The sequence below is a fragment of the Winogradskyella ludwigii genome (assembly GCF_013403985.1).
GTDB classification, from domain to species: domain Bacteria; phylum Bacteroidota; class Bacteroidia; order Flavobacteriales; family Flavobacteriaceae; genus Winogradskyella; species Winogradskyella ludwigii.
On record NZ_JABFDF010000001.1, the window covers coordinates 1,262,242 to 1,278,670 of the forward strand.

Sequence of the window (16,429 nt, forward strand, 5' to 3'; positions counted from 1 at the left end):
TTAATAATTCCTACTATATTTGTAAACATTAAATCAATTTCATTATGTTTTCACAAAAAGCAAACGCAATTTTTCAAGAGGTTATTAAAACGTATAAGGTTTTAAACACCGTAGATCAGTCTTTTACAAATAAGTATGATAAAAACGACGATCTTATTGCGCACTTATTATATAGAAAATCATGGATAGATACCGTTCAATGGGCTTATGAAGATATTATTAGAGACCCAAACATAGATCCTGTTGCTGCATTAAAGCTAAAACGTATGATTGATGCTTCTAACCAAGATAGAACAGATACCGTTGAGTATATTGATAGTTATTTCCTTGATAAATATAAAGATGTAACCGTAAAATCAGGTGCTAAGATTAATTCTGAAAGTCCTGCTTGGGCTATAGATCGCTTATCTATTTTAGCTTTAAAGATTTACCATATGCATTTAGAAACCGTGAGAGAAGATGCTAGCGATGCGCATAAAGCGGCTTGCCAGACAAAACTTAACGTGTTATTAGAGCAACGTGTAGATTTAAGTACTGCCATAGACGATATGCTTACCGATATTGCAAATGGAGATAAGTACATGAAAGTTTACAAGCAAATGAAAATGTACAATGATGACGAATTAAACCCTGTTTTGAGAGGACAGAAATAATTCGTGAGACCGAACCTGTTTAGTTTTTAAAAATTAGACAGGTTTATACAAAAACATGCCAAAACCAAAACACATACTAGTCCTTAGGTTTTCTGCTATGGGAGACGTTGCGATGACAGTTCCTGTATTACGAGCATTAACCACACAATATCCCGAATTAAAAATTACAGTAGTCACTAGAGCATTCTTTAAACCTTTCTTTCAAGATTTAAAAAATGTAAGTGTTTATACTGCCGATTTTAAAGGCAAGCATAAAGGTGTTTTAGGATTATTTAAACTATCCAAAGAACTCAAAGCTTTAAGGTTTGATGTGGTTGCAGATTTACATAACGTACTCAGAAGTAAAATATTAAAATTCTTTTTCTTCGGTAAAAAAGTAGTCCAATTAAATAAAGGTAGAGCCGAAAAGAAAGCACTTACTTCTAGTGCATCTTTTAAGCAACTAAAAACCACACATCAACGTTACGCTGAAGTTTTTGAAGCCTTAGGTTATTCTTTGAATTTATCTGATCCTGCTTTTTCAAAGCCAAAACCATTATCTCAAGAATTAAAAGCTTTTATTTTTAATGTAGATTTTAAAACTATAGGTATTGCACCTTTTGCAGCACACGACAGTAAAATGTATCCTTTAGCTCAAATGGAAAGGGTTATCGAAGAATTGTCTCAAAACTACAATATCATTTTATTTGGAGGTGGAAAAAAAGAGGTTGAAATTTTAGATCAGTTTGAAGCAAAATTCAACAATGTAAAATCCGTTGCAGGAAAATTAAATTTAGAAAATGAATTAGCACTCATTTCAAATCTAGACTTAATGTTGGCTATGGATTCTGGAAATGCACATATGGCTGCAATGTTAGGCAAAAAAGTAATTACAATTTGGGGCGTAACACATCCTTTTGCTGGGTTTGCACCTTTCAATCAGCCAAAAGATTTTGCTTTAACAGCAGATAGAGAAGAATATCCTTTAATTCCAACATCTATTTATGGCAATAAATTTCCTGAAGGTTATGAGAACGCAGCAGGAAGTATTTCTGAGGAAACGATTCTTTCAAAGATAAAAGAGATTATATAACTTCTCGATACCACTTTTTAGAATTTTGTATAGAGAACCTTTTGAAAACAAAAAGACCTTTCACGTTATTAAAACATGAAAGGTCTGTATATCTAATGATCCAAAAATCTAACGAATCTAATAATCTAGATTAAACATCATCGTAATCTATAGCTAACGTCGCAGACGTTGGATGTGCTTGGCACGTTAATATCAAGCCTTCTGCAACTTCGCTGTCTGTTAAAATGCTATTCTGACGCATTTTAGCTGTGCCTTCAGTAACTTTAGCAATACAACTGCTACAAATTCCGCCTTGACAAGAATAAGGAGCATCAATATTTTGTTTTAAAGCCGCATCAAGAATCGTTTTTTCTTGAGACATGTTAAATTCAAATTCTTCTTCGTCAACAACAATTTTAATTTTAGTTTGTCCAGCAAGTAAATCAGAAACAACATTAGTATCTGCAGAAACAGGAGCTGTAAATAATTCGAAAGAAATGGCTTTTTCCTTCACGCCATTTTCTATCAACACATCTTTTACAGTGTGAATCATTTGTTCTGGTCCACAGAGAAAGAATCTTTCAATAGTTACACCTTTATATTTATTTTTTACGATGAGGTTAACCGTACTTTTTTCAATTCTACCAAATAAGGCATCTGCTTCTTGAGACTGACTGTAAATAAAATGGGCATGAAAACGGTTATCATACTTTTGTTTTAGTTCAAGTATATCTTTAGCAAACATCGCATCTGCTAACGTTTTATTTCCGTAAACTAATATGAAATTACTAAATGGTTCCTCTTCCAAAAGTGTTTTAGCAATACTAAGAACAGGAGTAATACCACTTCCTGCAGCAAAAGCAGCAATAGTTCTTGTTTTAGCAGCATTAGCTTCAAAGGTAAAACGACCATTTGGTTCTGCAACTTCTAAAGTATCACCTGTTTTTAAAGAAGTATTAGCATAAACAGAAAACGTACCATTTTCTACTGCTTTGACAGCAACTGTAAGGTCTCCACTGTTTTTTGAAGCACAGATAGAATAATCTCTTCTTATGTCTTCGCCATTAATAGATGTTTTTAGAGTAATATATTGTCCGGCTATAAAGCTGAATTTTTCCTTTAGATTTTCAGGAACATCAAAAGTTATAGCAACAGCAGTATCGGTTACCTTATCAATTGATTTTATAGAGAGTGAGTGAAAATGTGACATTAAAAATAATTTTTTGCAAAGATAAACAATCTCTTACATACCTAGCGGGTTTTTTTGGTGGCTGAGCGAAGCCGAAGTCAAACCAATCAGCTATTTTTTAAAGACCAATATACATAAGGTTCTTATACATAAGAAAATTATGTATATATTTGTAATACGATGAGCAATTCAAAATTATATAAAGGCAGTTTAACCACCATCATTTTAAAGCTATTAAACGAGCATGATAAAATGTATGGTTACGAAATTACCCAAAAGGTAAAGGCATTAACTAAAGGTGAACTTAAAATAACTGAAGGCGCACTTTATCCTGCGTTACATAAGTTAGAAGCTGAAGGCTTGTTAGATGTTGAAGTCGCTAAAGTAGATAACCGTTTGCGTAAATATTACAAGCTAACAGAAACTGGAACTAAAGAAACCGTTAATAAGCTTGAAGAGTTAGCCGAGTATATTAAAACGATGCAAGCCTTAGTGAATCCGAAATTGGCGTAAAAGAATTACAGACCTAGCAGGTCTAATTCCTTATTAAAAATGAAACTAACCAAACAAGAAATACAATTTATAGACCACTATCTCATTAAAAACGAGGTGAAGTATTGGGATGTGCGTTTAGAATTGTTAGATCATATTGTTTCTGCTGTAGAAACTAAAATATCCAATGATGGCATTTCTTTTAACGAAGCGTTGTTAGAAGTGCATAGAGGTTTTGGAAATCAGTTTGTTGAGTTTGGTGTCTCTAAAGACAAGATTTTTGAAAAAGGATTATATCAAAGTAATATTGGATTTAAGAAGTTTATTAAACAAAAGCAAAAGGAAATTGGGAGGAAACATCGAAAGACATATTGGAAAACATTTTTACCTTTTATTTCTTCGATTAGGTTTTTTATAGAATTACTAGTGCTAACAATAGTAACTCTCATAGCTTATCAATACAGTATTAAAGTGGGACTCTTTGTAGCTATGTCAGGAATAATTATTACTGAGTTTACTAAATTATTTTATGGTGGTTTAAAAAAGTTTAAAACTAAATCGCTGAATATGCAACTAGCAATATCATCATCGCTGTTATTAACTCAAATGCCATATTGGTTAATTATGCTTTTTAATTGGCATTACGAAGGCCTTGAAATGAAACCGTATTATATCTTATTTATTCTTTTTGCTTTACTATTTGTATTTAGTAGACATAGTTTAAATAACTTTATTAAAATTTATAATACTTACAATGAACGTTATCAGCTTTTAACAACATGAAACTCACCGAATCCCAAATACAAGATCTCTACGCTTTTACAAGACAACATTTTGTAGAACACTACGATTTGCAAACCGAACTCGTAGATCATTTAGCCAACGATATTGAAACTCAATGGCAAAAACAGCCTAAATTTAGTTTTGAGGATGCTAAAAACAAAGCTTTTAAGAAATTCGGGATTTTTGGTTTTATGGATGCCATTGAGCAAAAATCTAAAGCCATGAATAAACGCTATATGCGTTACATGTGGACTGAACTTAAGAAATGGTTTGAGCTACCTCAGATTATTTCAACAATAGGTTTGTTTATGTTATTCTATGTAGCATTTTCTTCTGATTTTGTAGCCATTTCTTCTGCGATTTTTTATGTGTTTATTGGTGTATGGGTGATGTATAAAACGATTCAATTAAATAGACAATTTAGACGTAGAAAAGAACGATCTAATAAAAAATGGATGCTAGAAGAAATGATATATAAACAAGCTGGAGCAACATCTTTAGTTTTTTTATCTCAGATCTATAATGTATTTATAATCTCAGATAAATTTCTCACCAATAGTTATGCTATTGTTGGTTTGTCATTAGCATTCACAGTTTTAGTATTAGTCAATTATATTAGTTTTGAAATCATTCCAAATAAAGCTGAAAAACTACTAAACGAAACTTATCCTGAATTTAGTTTGTAACAAATTTCTGGTTTTTCATACTTATCATTTAAACCAACCCATCATTACACTATGATAAAACACTTTCTCTATCTCGAACGGAAACAATATTTTCGTTCGTCGTATTGGCAAAAAAATATGGCTATTAATATCTTAATGGTATTTTTTGCGCTTTATTTTATTGCCTCTTTTTCAGCATTAGGATTTGGATTACTCTTTTTATTAAAAGAAATGTTCCCAGAACAAGATGCTTTTGTAATTGCAAATAACTATCTCTTTTATTGGATTATTGGAGATTTGCTAATGCGCTTCTTTTTGCAAAAGTTACCAGTAATGAGTGTAAAACCATTGCTAACACTGCCTATAAAACGGTCAACGGTTGTTAACTTTGTTTTAGGGAAATCGGCATTATCATTCTTTAACTTTTTGCCACTATTTGCCATTATACCTTTTAGTATCATGCTAATTTCAGACGGTTACGAAACCTCTATAATATTAACATGGCTATTTACTATGATAATTGTGGTGCTCATTACTAATTTCTTAAACTTTATAATTGAAGCCTTTTCGGCAGAATCTGAATTATCATTTTTACCAATACTTGGTGTTGTTGGGACTTTATTCGCTTTAAATTTTTTCAATATACTATCAATGACTTCATTAATTGGAGGTGCATTTTTAGCTATAGCGAGCAATCCAATTCTAATTTTAATTCCAATAGCAATTTTAGTAGCGTGTTATGTTTTCAACTTTAAAACGTTAATAAAGAAATTGTATTTAGATAGTTCACTAAAATCTAAAGTAACCGAAGTAAATGCCGCAGACTTATCATGGACCAAGCGTTTTGGAGACATTGCGCCATTTATGCAATTAGATTTAAAACTGATTTGGAGAAATAAAAGAACAAAATCAATGGCAATGCTTTTATTGGTAGGTGTGCTTTATGGATTATTCTTTTATCCTCAAGAAATCTATAGAGAAATGACATTTATGTCTGCCTTCATTGGTATTTTTTCAACAGGATTTTTCTTGATTAATTTCGGACAATTTATTCCAGCTTGGGATAGTGGTTACTATAAATTACTAATGAGTCAGAACATTAAGTACGAGCAATATTTACGTTCAAAATTTATTTTAATGGTGATTAGTGTTGTGCTTCTGTTCGTTTTAGGAATCCCTTACGTGTACTTTGGTTATAAAATTTTAATTGCACATTTTGCTGCAGCAATCTATAATATTGGAGTGAATACGCATGTTATACTTTGGGGTGGATCTTTTAACCGTAAAAAAATAGAATTAGATAAAAAAGCCGCCTTTAATTATCAAGGAACAGGAGCTGTACAATGGCTCATTGGTATTCCTTTAATGTTGGTGCCAATGGGATTATTCGGACTTATAAATTGGTTAATAGGTTTTGGAGCTGCAATTGTCTTTTTAATAATTCTAGGAGTTGCAGGCATTGTTTTTCATAAAAGATTAATGAAAGGCATTACCAAAAAATATCTCGATTCAAAATACAAAATGATTAACGCTTTTAGTCAAGACAGTTAATAACAAAATTAATACATCTCATTATGATATATACAAAAGACCTCACCAAAACATATAACGGAACAACAGTTCTTAATATCGAAGAATTAACCATTCCTAAAGGCCAAAGTTTTGGTTTAGTAGGAAACAATGGAGCAGGAAAAACAACGTATTTCAGTTTGCTTCTAGATTTAATTAGACCTACAACAGGTAGCATTACTAGCAATAGTGTGGTGGTTAGTGAAAGTGAAGATTGGAAACCATTTACGTCTTCGTTTATAGACGAAAGTTTTTTAATCGGTTACCTAACACCAGAAGAATATTTTTATTTTATTGGAGAACTGCGAGGACAGAACAAAGCAGATGTAGATAATTTAACCTCTAAGTTTGAAGATTTCTTTAACGGAGAAATTATAGGAAAGAAAAAATACCTGAGAGATTTAAGTAAGGGAAATCAAAAGAAAGCCGGAATTGTAGCAGCACTTATTGGTAATCCTGAAGTGATAATTTTAGATGAGCCTTTTGCTAATCTAGATCCAACAACTCAAATACGACTAAAACAAATTATTAAAAATTTAGCCGAAAAACAAGGGGTTACCGTTTTAGTATCTAGTCACGATCTTACACACGTTACAGATGTTTGCGAGCGTATTGTTGTATTAGAAAAAGGAAATGTGGTAAAGGATTTAGAAACCAATCCTACCACTTTAAAAGAGCTCGAAGCACATTTTGGAAGTAGCGCTATTGTTCAAGAGGAAGAAGAGTAGTCAATTTTACATTAAAGTAAAACTCGTAATTATTTAATTAGTTACGAGTTTTTTATGCTCCAACATCTCGTGTTATCTCGAAAAACTATGAAATAACCTCAGAAATTCAAAAAGATCCTTATTTTTACCACATAACACACTAAACAGAGTGTTTTTAAGTTATCTATTATACTAATTTAGTGTTGAAATATTTTAATATTGAATTGGTATTAATTTAAATAGAACCAACGTTTGAAAACCTATTATAAAATTATATTATCTCTATGTTGCGTGGTGATGCTTACTCAAAGTTGTTCACGTAAAAAGGATAAATTCATCAACCGAAATTTTCATGCTTTAGGCACTAAATACAATGTGCTTTATAATGGTACCATTGCCTTAGAACGTGGAAAAGATGGAGTTAATAATGAGTATACTGAGAATTTCTGGGAGCCTTTGCCTATAGAGCGCATGAATGTTTCAGAAGATGTATTTCTACCAGGACAATCTAAAAATTCGGATTTTGAACGTGCCGAAGAAAAAGCCATAAAAGCCATCCAAGTACATGGTATGAATATTGGCGGAAAAGAAAAAAACACGCAAATAGACGAAGCTTATTTACTCTTAGGGCAAGCGCGTTATTTCGATCAGCGTTTTGTACCAGCAATGGCAGCCTTCAACAATATTTTAAACAAATATCCAACAAGCGATAAAATTAATCAGGTTAAAATTTGGCGCGAAAAAACCAGTATGCGTCTAGATAATAATCAGGGTGCCATAGATAAATTAAAGCGTCTACTTAGTGAAGAGGAAATTGAAGGTCAGGATCTAGCAGATGCTTCTGCAGCTTTGGCTCAAGCTTATCTTAATCTTAAACTTAAAGATAGTGCCATTGCACAATTAGAAGTCGCAGCATTAAATACTAAGGTAAAACGAGAAGAAGCACGATACCGTTTTATTAAAGGGCAACTTTATAGTGAATTTGGAAAAAAAGATAGTGCTAATATAGAATTCGCTGCAATTATAAAAATGCATCGTCAAATTCCAAGATCTTTTTATATAAATGCACATATTGAAAAGTCAAACAATTTTGATGCTATTGGAGACGAAGCCGATATTGAGTTTCAAGAATATCTTACAGAGTTAGAAGAGAACAGAGAAAACAGACTGTTTTTAGATAAAATCTATTACAGAATTGCAGAGTATCATCGTGGTAAAATGTCAGACAGCCTTGCAGAGGCGTATTATAATAAGTCACTTAAAAAAACAACTTCAGATAAATATTTAAGATCTCTTAATTACGAAACCTTAGGTAATATGTATTTCGATAGAAATATATATAAAACGGCTGGAGCTTATTATGATTCAACAATGACAGCAATGGTGGTAAACACTAAGCCGTATAGAGTTATAAAAAAGAAGCGCGAAAATCTTGATGATGTTATTTATTATGAAGGCATTGCAGTTACCAATGATAGTATTCTTAGAATTGTAAGCTTACCAAAAGACCAACAATTAGCTATTTATACAAAATATGCAGAAGATCAAAAGCTTAAAGCTGAAGAAGAAAAAAAGCAACAAGAAGAAGCTTTAGAAAGACAAAAAAATCAAGCAGCTCCAACAACCCAATTTGATCAAAAAAAACAATTAAGTTCTAGAAGTATTAATGGTCCTCCGGGAATGTCTAAAAATATTCAAACTAAAAGTGCCATTGGCAGTAATAGTAGTTTTTATTTTTATAATTCAACCACTGTGGCTTATGGTAAGAATGAATTTTTAAAACTATGGGGAAAACGTAAACTTCAGGATAATTGGAGGCTTACAAATGAATTAGCAGGTGTTTCAAAAACCAATGAAGATGATGAGGTTGTAGGCTCTGAAGTAGAAGACGAGCGTTTTAATGCAGAAACTTATTTAGCATTATTACCTACAAAACAAAGCGAAATAGATAGTATTGTTAAAGAACGAAACTTTGCCTATTACCAATTAGGAATTATTTATAAAGAAAAATTTAAGGAGTTTGAGTTGTCAAAATCAAAATTTGAAAACTTATTAGACTACAATCCTGAAGACCGATTAATATTACCTTCAAAATATAATTTGTACCGTATTTACGTAGAATTAGGATTAACCCAAAAGGCCGAAGTAATGAAAATGGCTATTATTAATGGTTATCCAGAGTCGAGATATGCTGAAATTCTATTAAATCCACAATCTGAATTATCAAAGGATGAAAACAGTCCTGAAGGGATTTATACCAAACTTTATAAGCAATTTGAAAAAGAAGAATATGCTACTGTTATTTCAGAAGCCAACATACAAATTAAACGATTAGAAGGTGACGATTTTGTACCAAAATTCGAAATATTAAAAGCGTCAGCTAAAGGTAGATTGTATGGTTTTGAAGCCTACAAAGAAGGCATTAATTACATAGCACTAACTTATGCCAATACAGTAGAAGGTAAAAAGGCATTAGAAATTATGAAAGAAGCTTTTCCTATTTTAGAAAAAAAGGAGTTTATAGCAGATGATAATGTAGATAAGTTTAATGTTGTTTTTCAGTTTGAAAACAACTCGGAAGAAGATATTGATGCGTTTATAAAAACGTTAGATGAAGAAGTTGCCAAAATCACCTACTTTGATCTTAAAACATCAAAAGATGTCTATAACGAAAATATTACTTTTGTGGTTGTTCATGGTCTTAAAAGTAGTGGTGGTGCTAATGGATTTGGGGAACTGCTTGAGTCGGGAGGAACAGATAAAAGAGGACGCAAGGTTAAGCCCAAAATAACACGTCCTTATTTTGCAATTTCGTCGCCTAACTATGCGATTATTCAAAGGCATAAAAACTTAAACGCATATTTAAAATTACAATAGTATTAGATAGGTTTTAAAATGATTAAGAGTCATTTAAAGGTTTATTCAATATAACTTAAAACTAATTATTATGTTTTCTTCAGATAAGAAAAAACCCAAACAACAAAGAACTATGGAATCAAGCTCTCAACAAAATATAATTGCACAAGGCACTAAGATTGTAGGTGATATTGCGAGTCAAGGCCCTTTTAGAATTGACGGAACTGTAGAAGGTAATGTTAAAACTTCGGGTAAAGTTGTTGTTGGTAAATCGGGTTATATTAAAGGAACATTACAAGGTGAAAATGCTGACTTTGAAGGTAAGTTTTCTGGTAAATTAATTTTATCAGGAACATTATCACTTAAATCTACGGCACATATAGAAGGCGAAGTTCATATTACTAAGTTAGCTGTAGAGCCAGGAGCAACATTCAATGCTACGTGTAGTATGAAAGGTACCGTTAAATCATTATCTAATGAAGCAAGCAGACCACAACAAGCGCAAAGTGCCCAAAGCAAATAATAATAGACCTAGTAAATTCTTAAGGTTTACATCAGTTGCATTTCAAATGGGAGGTACCATTTTTCTTGGTAATTATCTAGGACAATGGCTGGATGTAAAGTTTAATAAGGATTTTTTAGAAACAACAATAACTCTTCTGTCTGTTTTTGTGTCTATGTATTTAGTGATTTCTCAAGTTATAAAAGTATCTAAAGAAGATGATTAAAGCAGTTTTAATTTATGTAATAGCTTTTGCGGTATTATTTTTTCTTATTTATTTTTTTCAAGAGTATTTGCTTAATCAATTAGATGCTACTGTTAGATTCAGTGTTTGGGATACAAATATATTCTTAGCAATTACATCCTTATTAATATGTATCCACTTTCAATTGTTTTCGCTGATTAAAAATTTAGAAACACAATTGGGTTTTATTTATTTACCCACACTTTTTATCAAAGGTATATTGTTTTATTTGGCGTTTAAAGACTCTGTTTTTAATATTGAAATTTTAAATACTACCGAGCGGTTAAGCCTTTTAATTCCAATACTCTTATTTCTAGGATTAGAGGTATTTTTTGTGGTTAAGATAATCTCAAAAATGGGCTTTAAATATTAGACACAAAAAATATATTGTTATTTTAATAAATTACGTACTTTTGCACGGAATTTGAGAAGAGTTTTTTTTATTTTATTAGAATGAAGATAGTTAAGCAAAGTTTTAAGTTTTTAGTGTTAGCAGTTTTGATGTTTTTACCAACATCTATTTTTGCTAATGACACTGCACAGGATGGAGGTCAAATTTCTGGTAAAAAACAAGTAGAAGAATACATTGTTCATCACCTTAAAGATTCTCACGACTTTAATCTATTTTCATATACCAATGATTCAGGAGAGCGTAAACATTTTGGTGTTGCCTTACCTGTTATCGTTTGGACATCTCAAGGATTAGTTACTTTTATGTCTTCTGAGTTTCATCATAATGATGATGGTCATGTTATCGTAGAAAAAGAAGGACTTAAATTGGCTAAAATTCATTCTAAGATCTACGAATTAGAAAAAGGAGCTACTAGTGTTAGTTTTGATGCAGGTCATCATGCTACAAATGCAGCAAAGCTTTTAGATTTTTCAATTACTAAAAGTGTCGTTGGTGTTTTATTAATTGGTCTTTTAATGTTATTCTGGTTTTCTAGATTAGCAAAACAATATAAGAAAAAACAAATCCCAACAGGTTTCGGACGTATTTTAGAGCCATTAGTACTTTACGTACGTGATGAGATTGCAAGACCAAACATTGGAGAAAAACAATACCGTAAATTCACAGGATATCTTTTAACTGTATTTTTCTTTATATGGATTTTGAATTTAGCGGGTTTAACACCATTAGGTTTTAACGTTACAGGACAGTTAGCGGTTACAGCATGTTTAGCTATCTTTACTTTAGTTATTTATACTGTAAGTGGTAATAAAGATTATTGGATGCATATTTTATGGATGCCAGGTGTGCCAATATTTGTAAAACCAATCTTAGCAGTAATAGAATTGGTAGGAGCGTTTATTATTAAGCCATTCTCATTATTAGTACGTTTGTTTGCAAACATTTCTGCAGGACACATTGTGTTAATGAGTTTAATTGCAATTATGTTTACACTTAAAGAGTCTTTAGGTGTTGCAGGTGCAACAGGTTTATCATTTGTGTTATCATTTTTCCTTTTGCTAATAGAATTATTAGTAGCATTTTTACAAGCGTATATTTTTACAATGCTTTCAGCTTTATTTATAGGTATGGCTGTAGCAGAACATGATCATGATCATGATCACGAAATTTCTTCTGACGTTGAAGACGTAAGAGGAGATTTCATTTAAGACTAATTTTTTTAATTTAATTTTATATATCAATTTTTATGGAACCAGTAACTTACAATTTAATTGGAGCAGGATTAATCGTAATTGGAGCAGGTATCGGACTTGGTCAAATCGGTGGAAAAGCAATGGAAGGTATTGCTCGTCAGCCAGAAGCGGCAGGTAAAATTCAAACAGCAATGATTATTGTTGCAGCTCTTTTAGAAGGTTTAGCATTTGGTGCTTTATTCTTAGGAAAATAAGAACCAAATCAAATTACAAAAACACTCTCCTGTAACGGTTGGTTACAGGACGTGTTTTTAAATTAAAAAAAAAGAAACACCTAATTACTTTATAGGATGGAAACATTATTAAACGATTTTTCACCAGGTTTATTTGTAGTATCAACAATATTAATGTTGGTATTAATAGCACTTATGGTGAAGTTTGCTTGGAAACCAATTCTTGAATCTTTAAATGAAAGAGAAGAAGGTATTCAAGGAGCATTAGATGCAGCTGAAAAAGCAAAAATTGAAATGACCAATCTTCAGGCAGATAATGAAAGATTGTTACAAGAAGCGCGTTTAGAAAGAGAAACGATGTTGAAAGAAGCTCGTGAGCTTAAGAGCAACATGATTGCAGAAGCAGAATCTCAAGCTCAAGAGCAAGCTAATAAAATGATTGTTCAAGCACAAGAAGCAATTGCTAGTGAAAAGAAAGCTGCAATGGCAGAATTAAAAAGTCATGTCGCTGGTTTATCTTTAGATATTGCAGAAAAAGTAGTGCGTAACGAATTATCTAACAAGGACAAGCAACTTCAGTTAGTTGAGTCTATGTTAGCTGAAGCAACTTTAAACTAAGAATTCATGTCAGGATCAAGAGCAGCCATTAGATACGCTAAAGCGGTTTTAAGTTTAGCAACAGATCATAAATCTTCGGACGCAGTAAATAGTGATATGAAATCTATCGCTACTGCTATTGCTGAGAGTGAAGATTTAAATCAGATGCTTCAAAGTCCTGTAGTAAGATCTTCAGACAAAAAAGCGGTATTATTAGCAGTATTTAAAAATGCTAACGTTGCAACCACTAATTTAATAGATACTTTAATCGCTAACAAAAGATTACCATTGTTAAAAGATGTAGCATCTAGTTATATTCATTTATACGATGAGTTAAGAGGGAGCCAAACAGCAACTGTTACAACAGCGATTCCACTTACTGAAGATTTAAAAACTAAAGTGTTAGCTAAGGTTAAAGAACTTACAGGAAAAGACGCTGAATTAGAAAATATTATTGATGAAAACATTTTAGGTGGTTTCATATTACGAGTTGGAGATACACAGTATAATGCTAGTATTTCAAACAAACTCGATAAATTAAAAAGAGAATTTACATTAAATTAATATAGTTTTAGGTTAGTTCTAAAGGCTAACAGTTAAAAGCTAAAGACTTAAAAGAGATGGCAGAAGTAAAACCAGCTGAAATATCAGCAATCTTAAAACAACAACTTTCAGGTTTTGAAGCAGGTGCTTCATTAGACGAAGTTGGAACAGTATTAACTGTAGGTGATGGTATTGTACGTGCTTACGGATTGGCTAATGTGCAATATGGCGAATTAGTTGAATTTGATGGTGGTGCAGAAGGTATTGTACTTAACCTTGAGGAAGATAATGTAGGTATTGTACTTTTAGGAACTTCAGTAGGTATTAAAGAAGGGTCTACAGTAAAACGTACGGAACGTATCGCATCTGTGAAAGTAGGTGAAGGTATTGTTGGTCGTGTGGTAGATACTTTAGGTAACCCAATTGATGGTAAAGGACCAATCGCTGGAACAACTTACGAAATGCCTTTAGAGCGTAAAGCACCAGGTGTTATCTATAGAGAACCAGTAACAGAGCCGTTACAAACAGGTATTAAAGCAATTGATGCTATGATCCCAGTTGGTAGAGGTCAACGTGAATTGGTAATTGGAGATAGACAAACAGGTAAGACTGCCGTTTGTATTGATGCGATCTTAAATCAAAAAGAATTTTACGATGCAGGCGAGCCTGTATATTGTATATATGTTGCTATTGGCCAAAAGGCTTCTACTGTAGCTTTAATTGCTAAAACTTTAGAAGAAAAAGGAGCTTTAGCATACACAACAATAGTAGCTGCAAACGCATCAGATCCTGCTGCAATGCAAGTTTATGCACCTTTTACAGGAGCATCTATTGGTGAGTACTTTAGAGATACTGGTAGACCAGCTTTAATTGTATTTGATGATTTATCAAAACAAGCTGTTGCTTACCGTGAGGTATCTTTATTATTAAGACGTCCACCAGGACGTGAGGCATATCCTGGTGATGTATTTTATTTACACTCAAGATTATTAGAGCGTTCTGCAAAAATCATTAATAATGATGAGATTGCTAAAGAAATGAATGACCTTCCAGATGTTTTAAAACCTTTAGTTAAAGGTGGTGGTTCATTAACAGCTTTACCAATTATTGAAACACAAGCAGGTGACGTTTCAGCATATATTCCAACCAACGTAATTTCTATTACAGATGGTCAGATTTTCTTAGATGGTGATTTATTTAACTCTGGTGTTCGTCCAGCAATTAACGTAGGTATTTCTGTATCTCGTGTTGGTGGTAATGCTCAGATTAAATCTATGAAGAAAGTATCTGGTACTTTAAAATTAGATCAAGCTCAGTATCGTGAATTAGAAGCGTTTGCTAAGTTTGGTTCAGATTTAGATGCGGTTACTTTGAACGTAATTAATAAAGGTAAGCGTAATGTTGAAATATTAAAACAAGCGCAAAATGATCCTTTTAAAGTTGAAGATCAAGTAGCAATTATCTATGCTGGTTCTAAAAACTTATTAAAAGACGTTCCTGTAGAGAAAGTAAAAGAATTTGAACGCGATTTTATCGAGTTTTTAAATGCAAAGCATAGCGATACGCTTAGTACTTTAAAAGCAGGTAAATTAACTGATGAGGTTATTGATACATTAACAAGTGTAGCAAAAGATCTTTCAGCAAAGTATAGATCATAAAGTTATCAATTTAGAGTTGTGAGTCAATTGACTCATAACTCTAAATTAATATTATTAAACTAATGTCACTCTAAGAGAAATCGAAGAGTCTTTATCAAATAAAGAATGGCTAATTTAAAAGAAATACGTAATAGAATAGCGTCAGTATCTTCAACGATGCAGATTACTAGTGCCATGAAAATGGTATCTGCTGCTAAGTTAAAGAAAGCTCAAGATGCTATTACGGCAATGCGTCCTTACTCTAATAAATTAACTGAATTATTACAGAGTTTAAGTGCAACTTTAGATGAGGATTCTGGAAGTAAATATTCAGAACAACGCGAAGTTAAAAACGTACTTATTGTTTCAGTGACATCTAATAGAGGATTATGTGGTGCGTTTAATTCTAATATTATTAAGCAAACTAATAACTTGATTAATAATGTTTACGCAACTAAAAATGTTTCTGTTTTAGCAATAGGAAAAAAATCTAACGATGCGTTTGCAAAGCAAGACAGAGTTATTGCTAATAAGAGTGAAATTTTTGACGATTTAACCTATGATAATGTTTCTGAAATAGCAGAAATGTTAATGGAGAAATTTGTTTCAGGTGAGTTTGATAAGATTGAAGTGGTATACAATCATTTTAAGAACGCAGCAACACAAATCATAATGACTGAGCAGTTTTTACCAATTGTACCAGTTGAAAATGATGACAATGTAAATTTAGATTACGTTTTTGAACCTTCTAAATTAGAAATTGTTGAAGAATTAATACCTAAGTCATTAAAGACACAATTATATAAAGGTATTAGAGATTCTTTTGCTTCAGAACATGGTGCTCGTATGACAGCTATGCATAAAGCAACAGATAACGCAACAGAATTAAGAGATCAGCTTAAATTAACTTATAATAAAGCACGTCAAGCTGCAATTACTAACGAGATCTTAGAGATTGTTGGTGGTGCAGAAGCTTTAAATAATTAACAAATTCCTACGATAGTAGGGATCTCTCACATAAAATATTTAAACCTAACTTTAACGAGTTAGGTTTTTTTTATGTTTTCATGTAACATTTTTTTGATTTTGTATCTAAAAGGAAA

General features: G+C 32.0%; 18 protein-coding genes. 17 read left to right on the plus strand and 1 reads right to left on the minus strand.

Annotated features, from left to right (window positions below; genetic code table 11):
* Positions 1-44 precede the first annotated feature (44 nt).
* Both HM981_RS05330 and HM981_RS05335 read left to right on the plus strand, forming a co-directional pair.
* Positions 45-653 carry a DUF4254 domain-containing protein gene (locus HM981_RS05330; protein WP_179337537.1) on the plus strand — a complete coding sequence of 203 codons (609 nt, stop codon included), beginning with the start codon at positions 45-47 and terminating at the stop codon, positions 651-653.
* Positions 654-708: 55 nt separating this feature from the next.
* On the plus strand, positions 709-1,725 hold the full coding sequence (locus tag HM981_RS05335; RefSeq protein ID WP_246286111.1) for a glycosyltransferase family 9 protein: 1,017 nt from the start codon (positions 709-711) through the stop codon (positions 1,723-1,725).
* Positions 1,726-1,855: 130 nt separating this feature from the next.
* Here the strand turns inward: HM981_RS05335 and HM981_RS05340 are convergent, their stop codons facing one another.
* Positions 1,856-2,914, minus strand: coding sequence for a 2Fe-2S iron-sulfur cluster-binding protein (locus HM981_RS05340; protein ID WP_179337538.1), 1,059 nt, complete (start codon positions 2,912-2,914; stop codon positions 1,856-1,858).
* 159 nt (positions 2,915-3,073) lie between these two features.
* Between HM981_RS05340 and HM981_RS05345 the strand changes: the two genes are divergently transcribed.
* The 15 genes from HM981_RS05345 (at position 3,074) to atpG (ending at position 16,313) form a co-directional block, all read left to right on the plus strand.
* The gene (locus tag HM981_RS05345) at positions 3,074-3,406 is read left to right on the plus strand and encodes a PadR family transcriptional regulator (protein ID WP_179337539.1); all 333 of its coding nucleotides are present in this window, start codon (positions 3,074-3,076) and stop codon (positions 3,404-3,406) included.
* 39 nt (positions 3,407-3,445) lie between these two features.
* Complete coding sequence (locus HM981_RS05350; protein WP_179337540.1) at positions 3,446-4,168, plus strand: hypothetical protein; 723 nt, start codon at positions 3,446-3,448, stop codon at positions 4,166-4,168.
* Entirely contained in the window at positions 4,165-4,854 is a 690-nt protein-coding gene (locus HM981_RS05355; protein WP_179337541.1) for a hypothetical protein, read from the plus strand. The genes HM981_RS05350 and HM981_RS05355 overlap by 4 nt, the downstream gene beginning before the upstream one ends.
* A 51-nt stretch (positions 4,855-4,905) precedes the next feature.
* The gene (locus tag HM981_RS05360) at positions 4,906-6,384 is read left to right on the plus strand and encodes a DUF5687 family protein (RefSeq protein WP_179337542.1); all 1,479 of its coding nucleotides are present in this window, start codon (positions 4,906-4,908) and stop codon (positions 6,382-6,384) included.
* A 23-nt stretch (positions 6,385-6,407) separates the two neighbouring features.
* Positions 6,408-7,130, plus strand: a complete 723-nt coding sequence (locus HM981_RS05365) for an ABC transporter ATP-binding protein (RefSeq protein WP_179337543.1) — start codon at positions 6,408-6,410, stop codon at positions 7,128-7,130.
* 231 nt (positions 7,131-7,361) lie between these two features.
* Positions 7,362-9,986 carry a type IX secretion system periplasmic lipoprotein PorW/SprE gene (gene porW / locus HM981_RS05370; protein ID WP_246286113.1) on the plus strand — a complete coding sequence of 875 codons (2,625 nt, stop codon included), beginning with the start codon at positions 7,362-7,364 and terminating at the stop codon, positions 9,984-9,986.
* Positions 9,987-10,056: 70 nt separating this feature from the next.
* Complete coding sequence (locus HM981_RS05375) at positions 10,057-10,488, plus strand: bactofilin family protein (protein WP_179337544.1); 432 nt, start codon at positions 10,057-10,059, stop codon at positions 10,486-10,488.
* Entirely contained in the window at positions 10,442-10,693 is a 252-nt protein-coding gene (locus HM981_RS05380; protein ID WP_179337545.1) for an AtpZ/AtpI family protein, read from the plus strand. The genes HM981_RS05375 and HM981_RS05380 overlap by 47 nt, the downstream gene beginning before the upstream one ends.
* A complete protein-coding gene (locus HM981_RS17565; protein ID WP_394351695.1) occupies positions 10,686-11,084 on the plus strand; it encodes a DUF6168 family protein in 399 nt (132 codons plus the stop codon). The genes HM981_RS05380 and HM981_RS17565 overlap by 8 nt, the downstream gene beginning before the upstream one ends.
* 80 nt (positions 11,085-11,164) lie before the next feature.
* Positions 11,165-12,331: a F0F1 ATP synthase subunit A gene (gene atpB, locus HM981_RS05385; RefSeq protein WP_179337546.1), complete on the plus strand. Its 1,167-nt coding sequence runs from the start codon at positions 11,165-11,167 to the stop codon at positions 12,329-12,331.
* A gap of 38 nt (positions 12,332-12,369) precedes the next feature.
* Positions 12,370-12,570, plus strand: a complete 201-nt coding sequence (gene atpE, locus HM981_RS05390; protein WP_020896353.1) for an ATP synthase F0 subunit C — start codon at positions 12,370-12,372, stop codon at positions 12,568-12,570.
* Between the two features lie 96 nt (positions 12,571-12,666).
* Entirely contained in the window at positions 12,667-13,167 is a 501-nt protein-coding gene (locus HM981_RS05395) for a F0F1 ATP synthase subunit B (RefSeq protein WP_179337547.1), read from the plus strand.
* Positions 13,168-13,173: 6 nt separating this feature from the next.
* On the plus strand, positions 13,174-13,710 hold the full coding sequence (gene atpH, locus HM981_RS05400) for an ATP synthase F1 subunit delta (RefSeq protein WP_179337548.1): 537 nt from the start codon (positions 13,174-13,176) through the stop codon (positions 13,708-13,710).
* Positions 13,711-13,766: 56 nt separating this feature from the next.
* On the plus strand, positions 13,767-15,347 hold the full coding sequence (gene atpA, locus HM981_RS05405; protein ID WP_179337549.1) for a F0F1 ATP synthase subunit alpha: 1,581 nt from the start codon (positions 13,767-13,769) through the stop codon (positions 15,345-15,347).
* A gap of 105 nt (positions 15,348-15,452) precedes the next feature.
* A complete protein-coding gene (gene atpG / locus HM981_RS05410; RefSeq protein ID WP_179337550.1) occupies positions 15,453-16,313 on the plus strand; it encodes an ATP synthase F1 subunit gamma in 861 nt (286 codons plus the stop codon).
* Positions 16,314-16,429 lie beyond the last annotated feature (116 nt).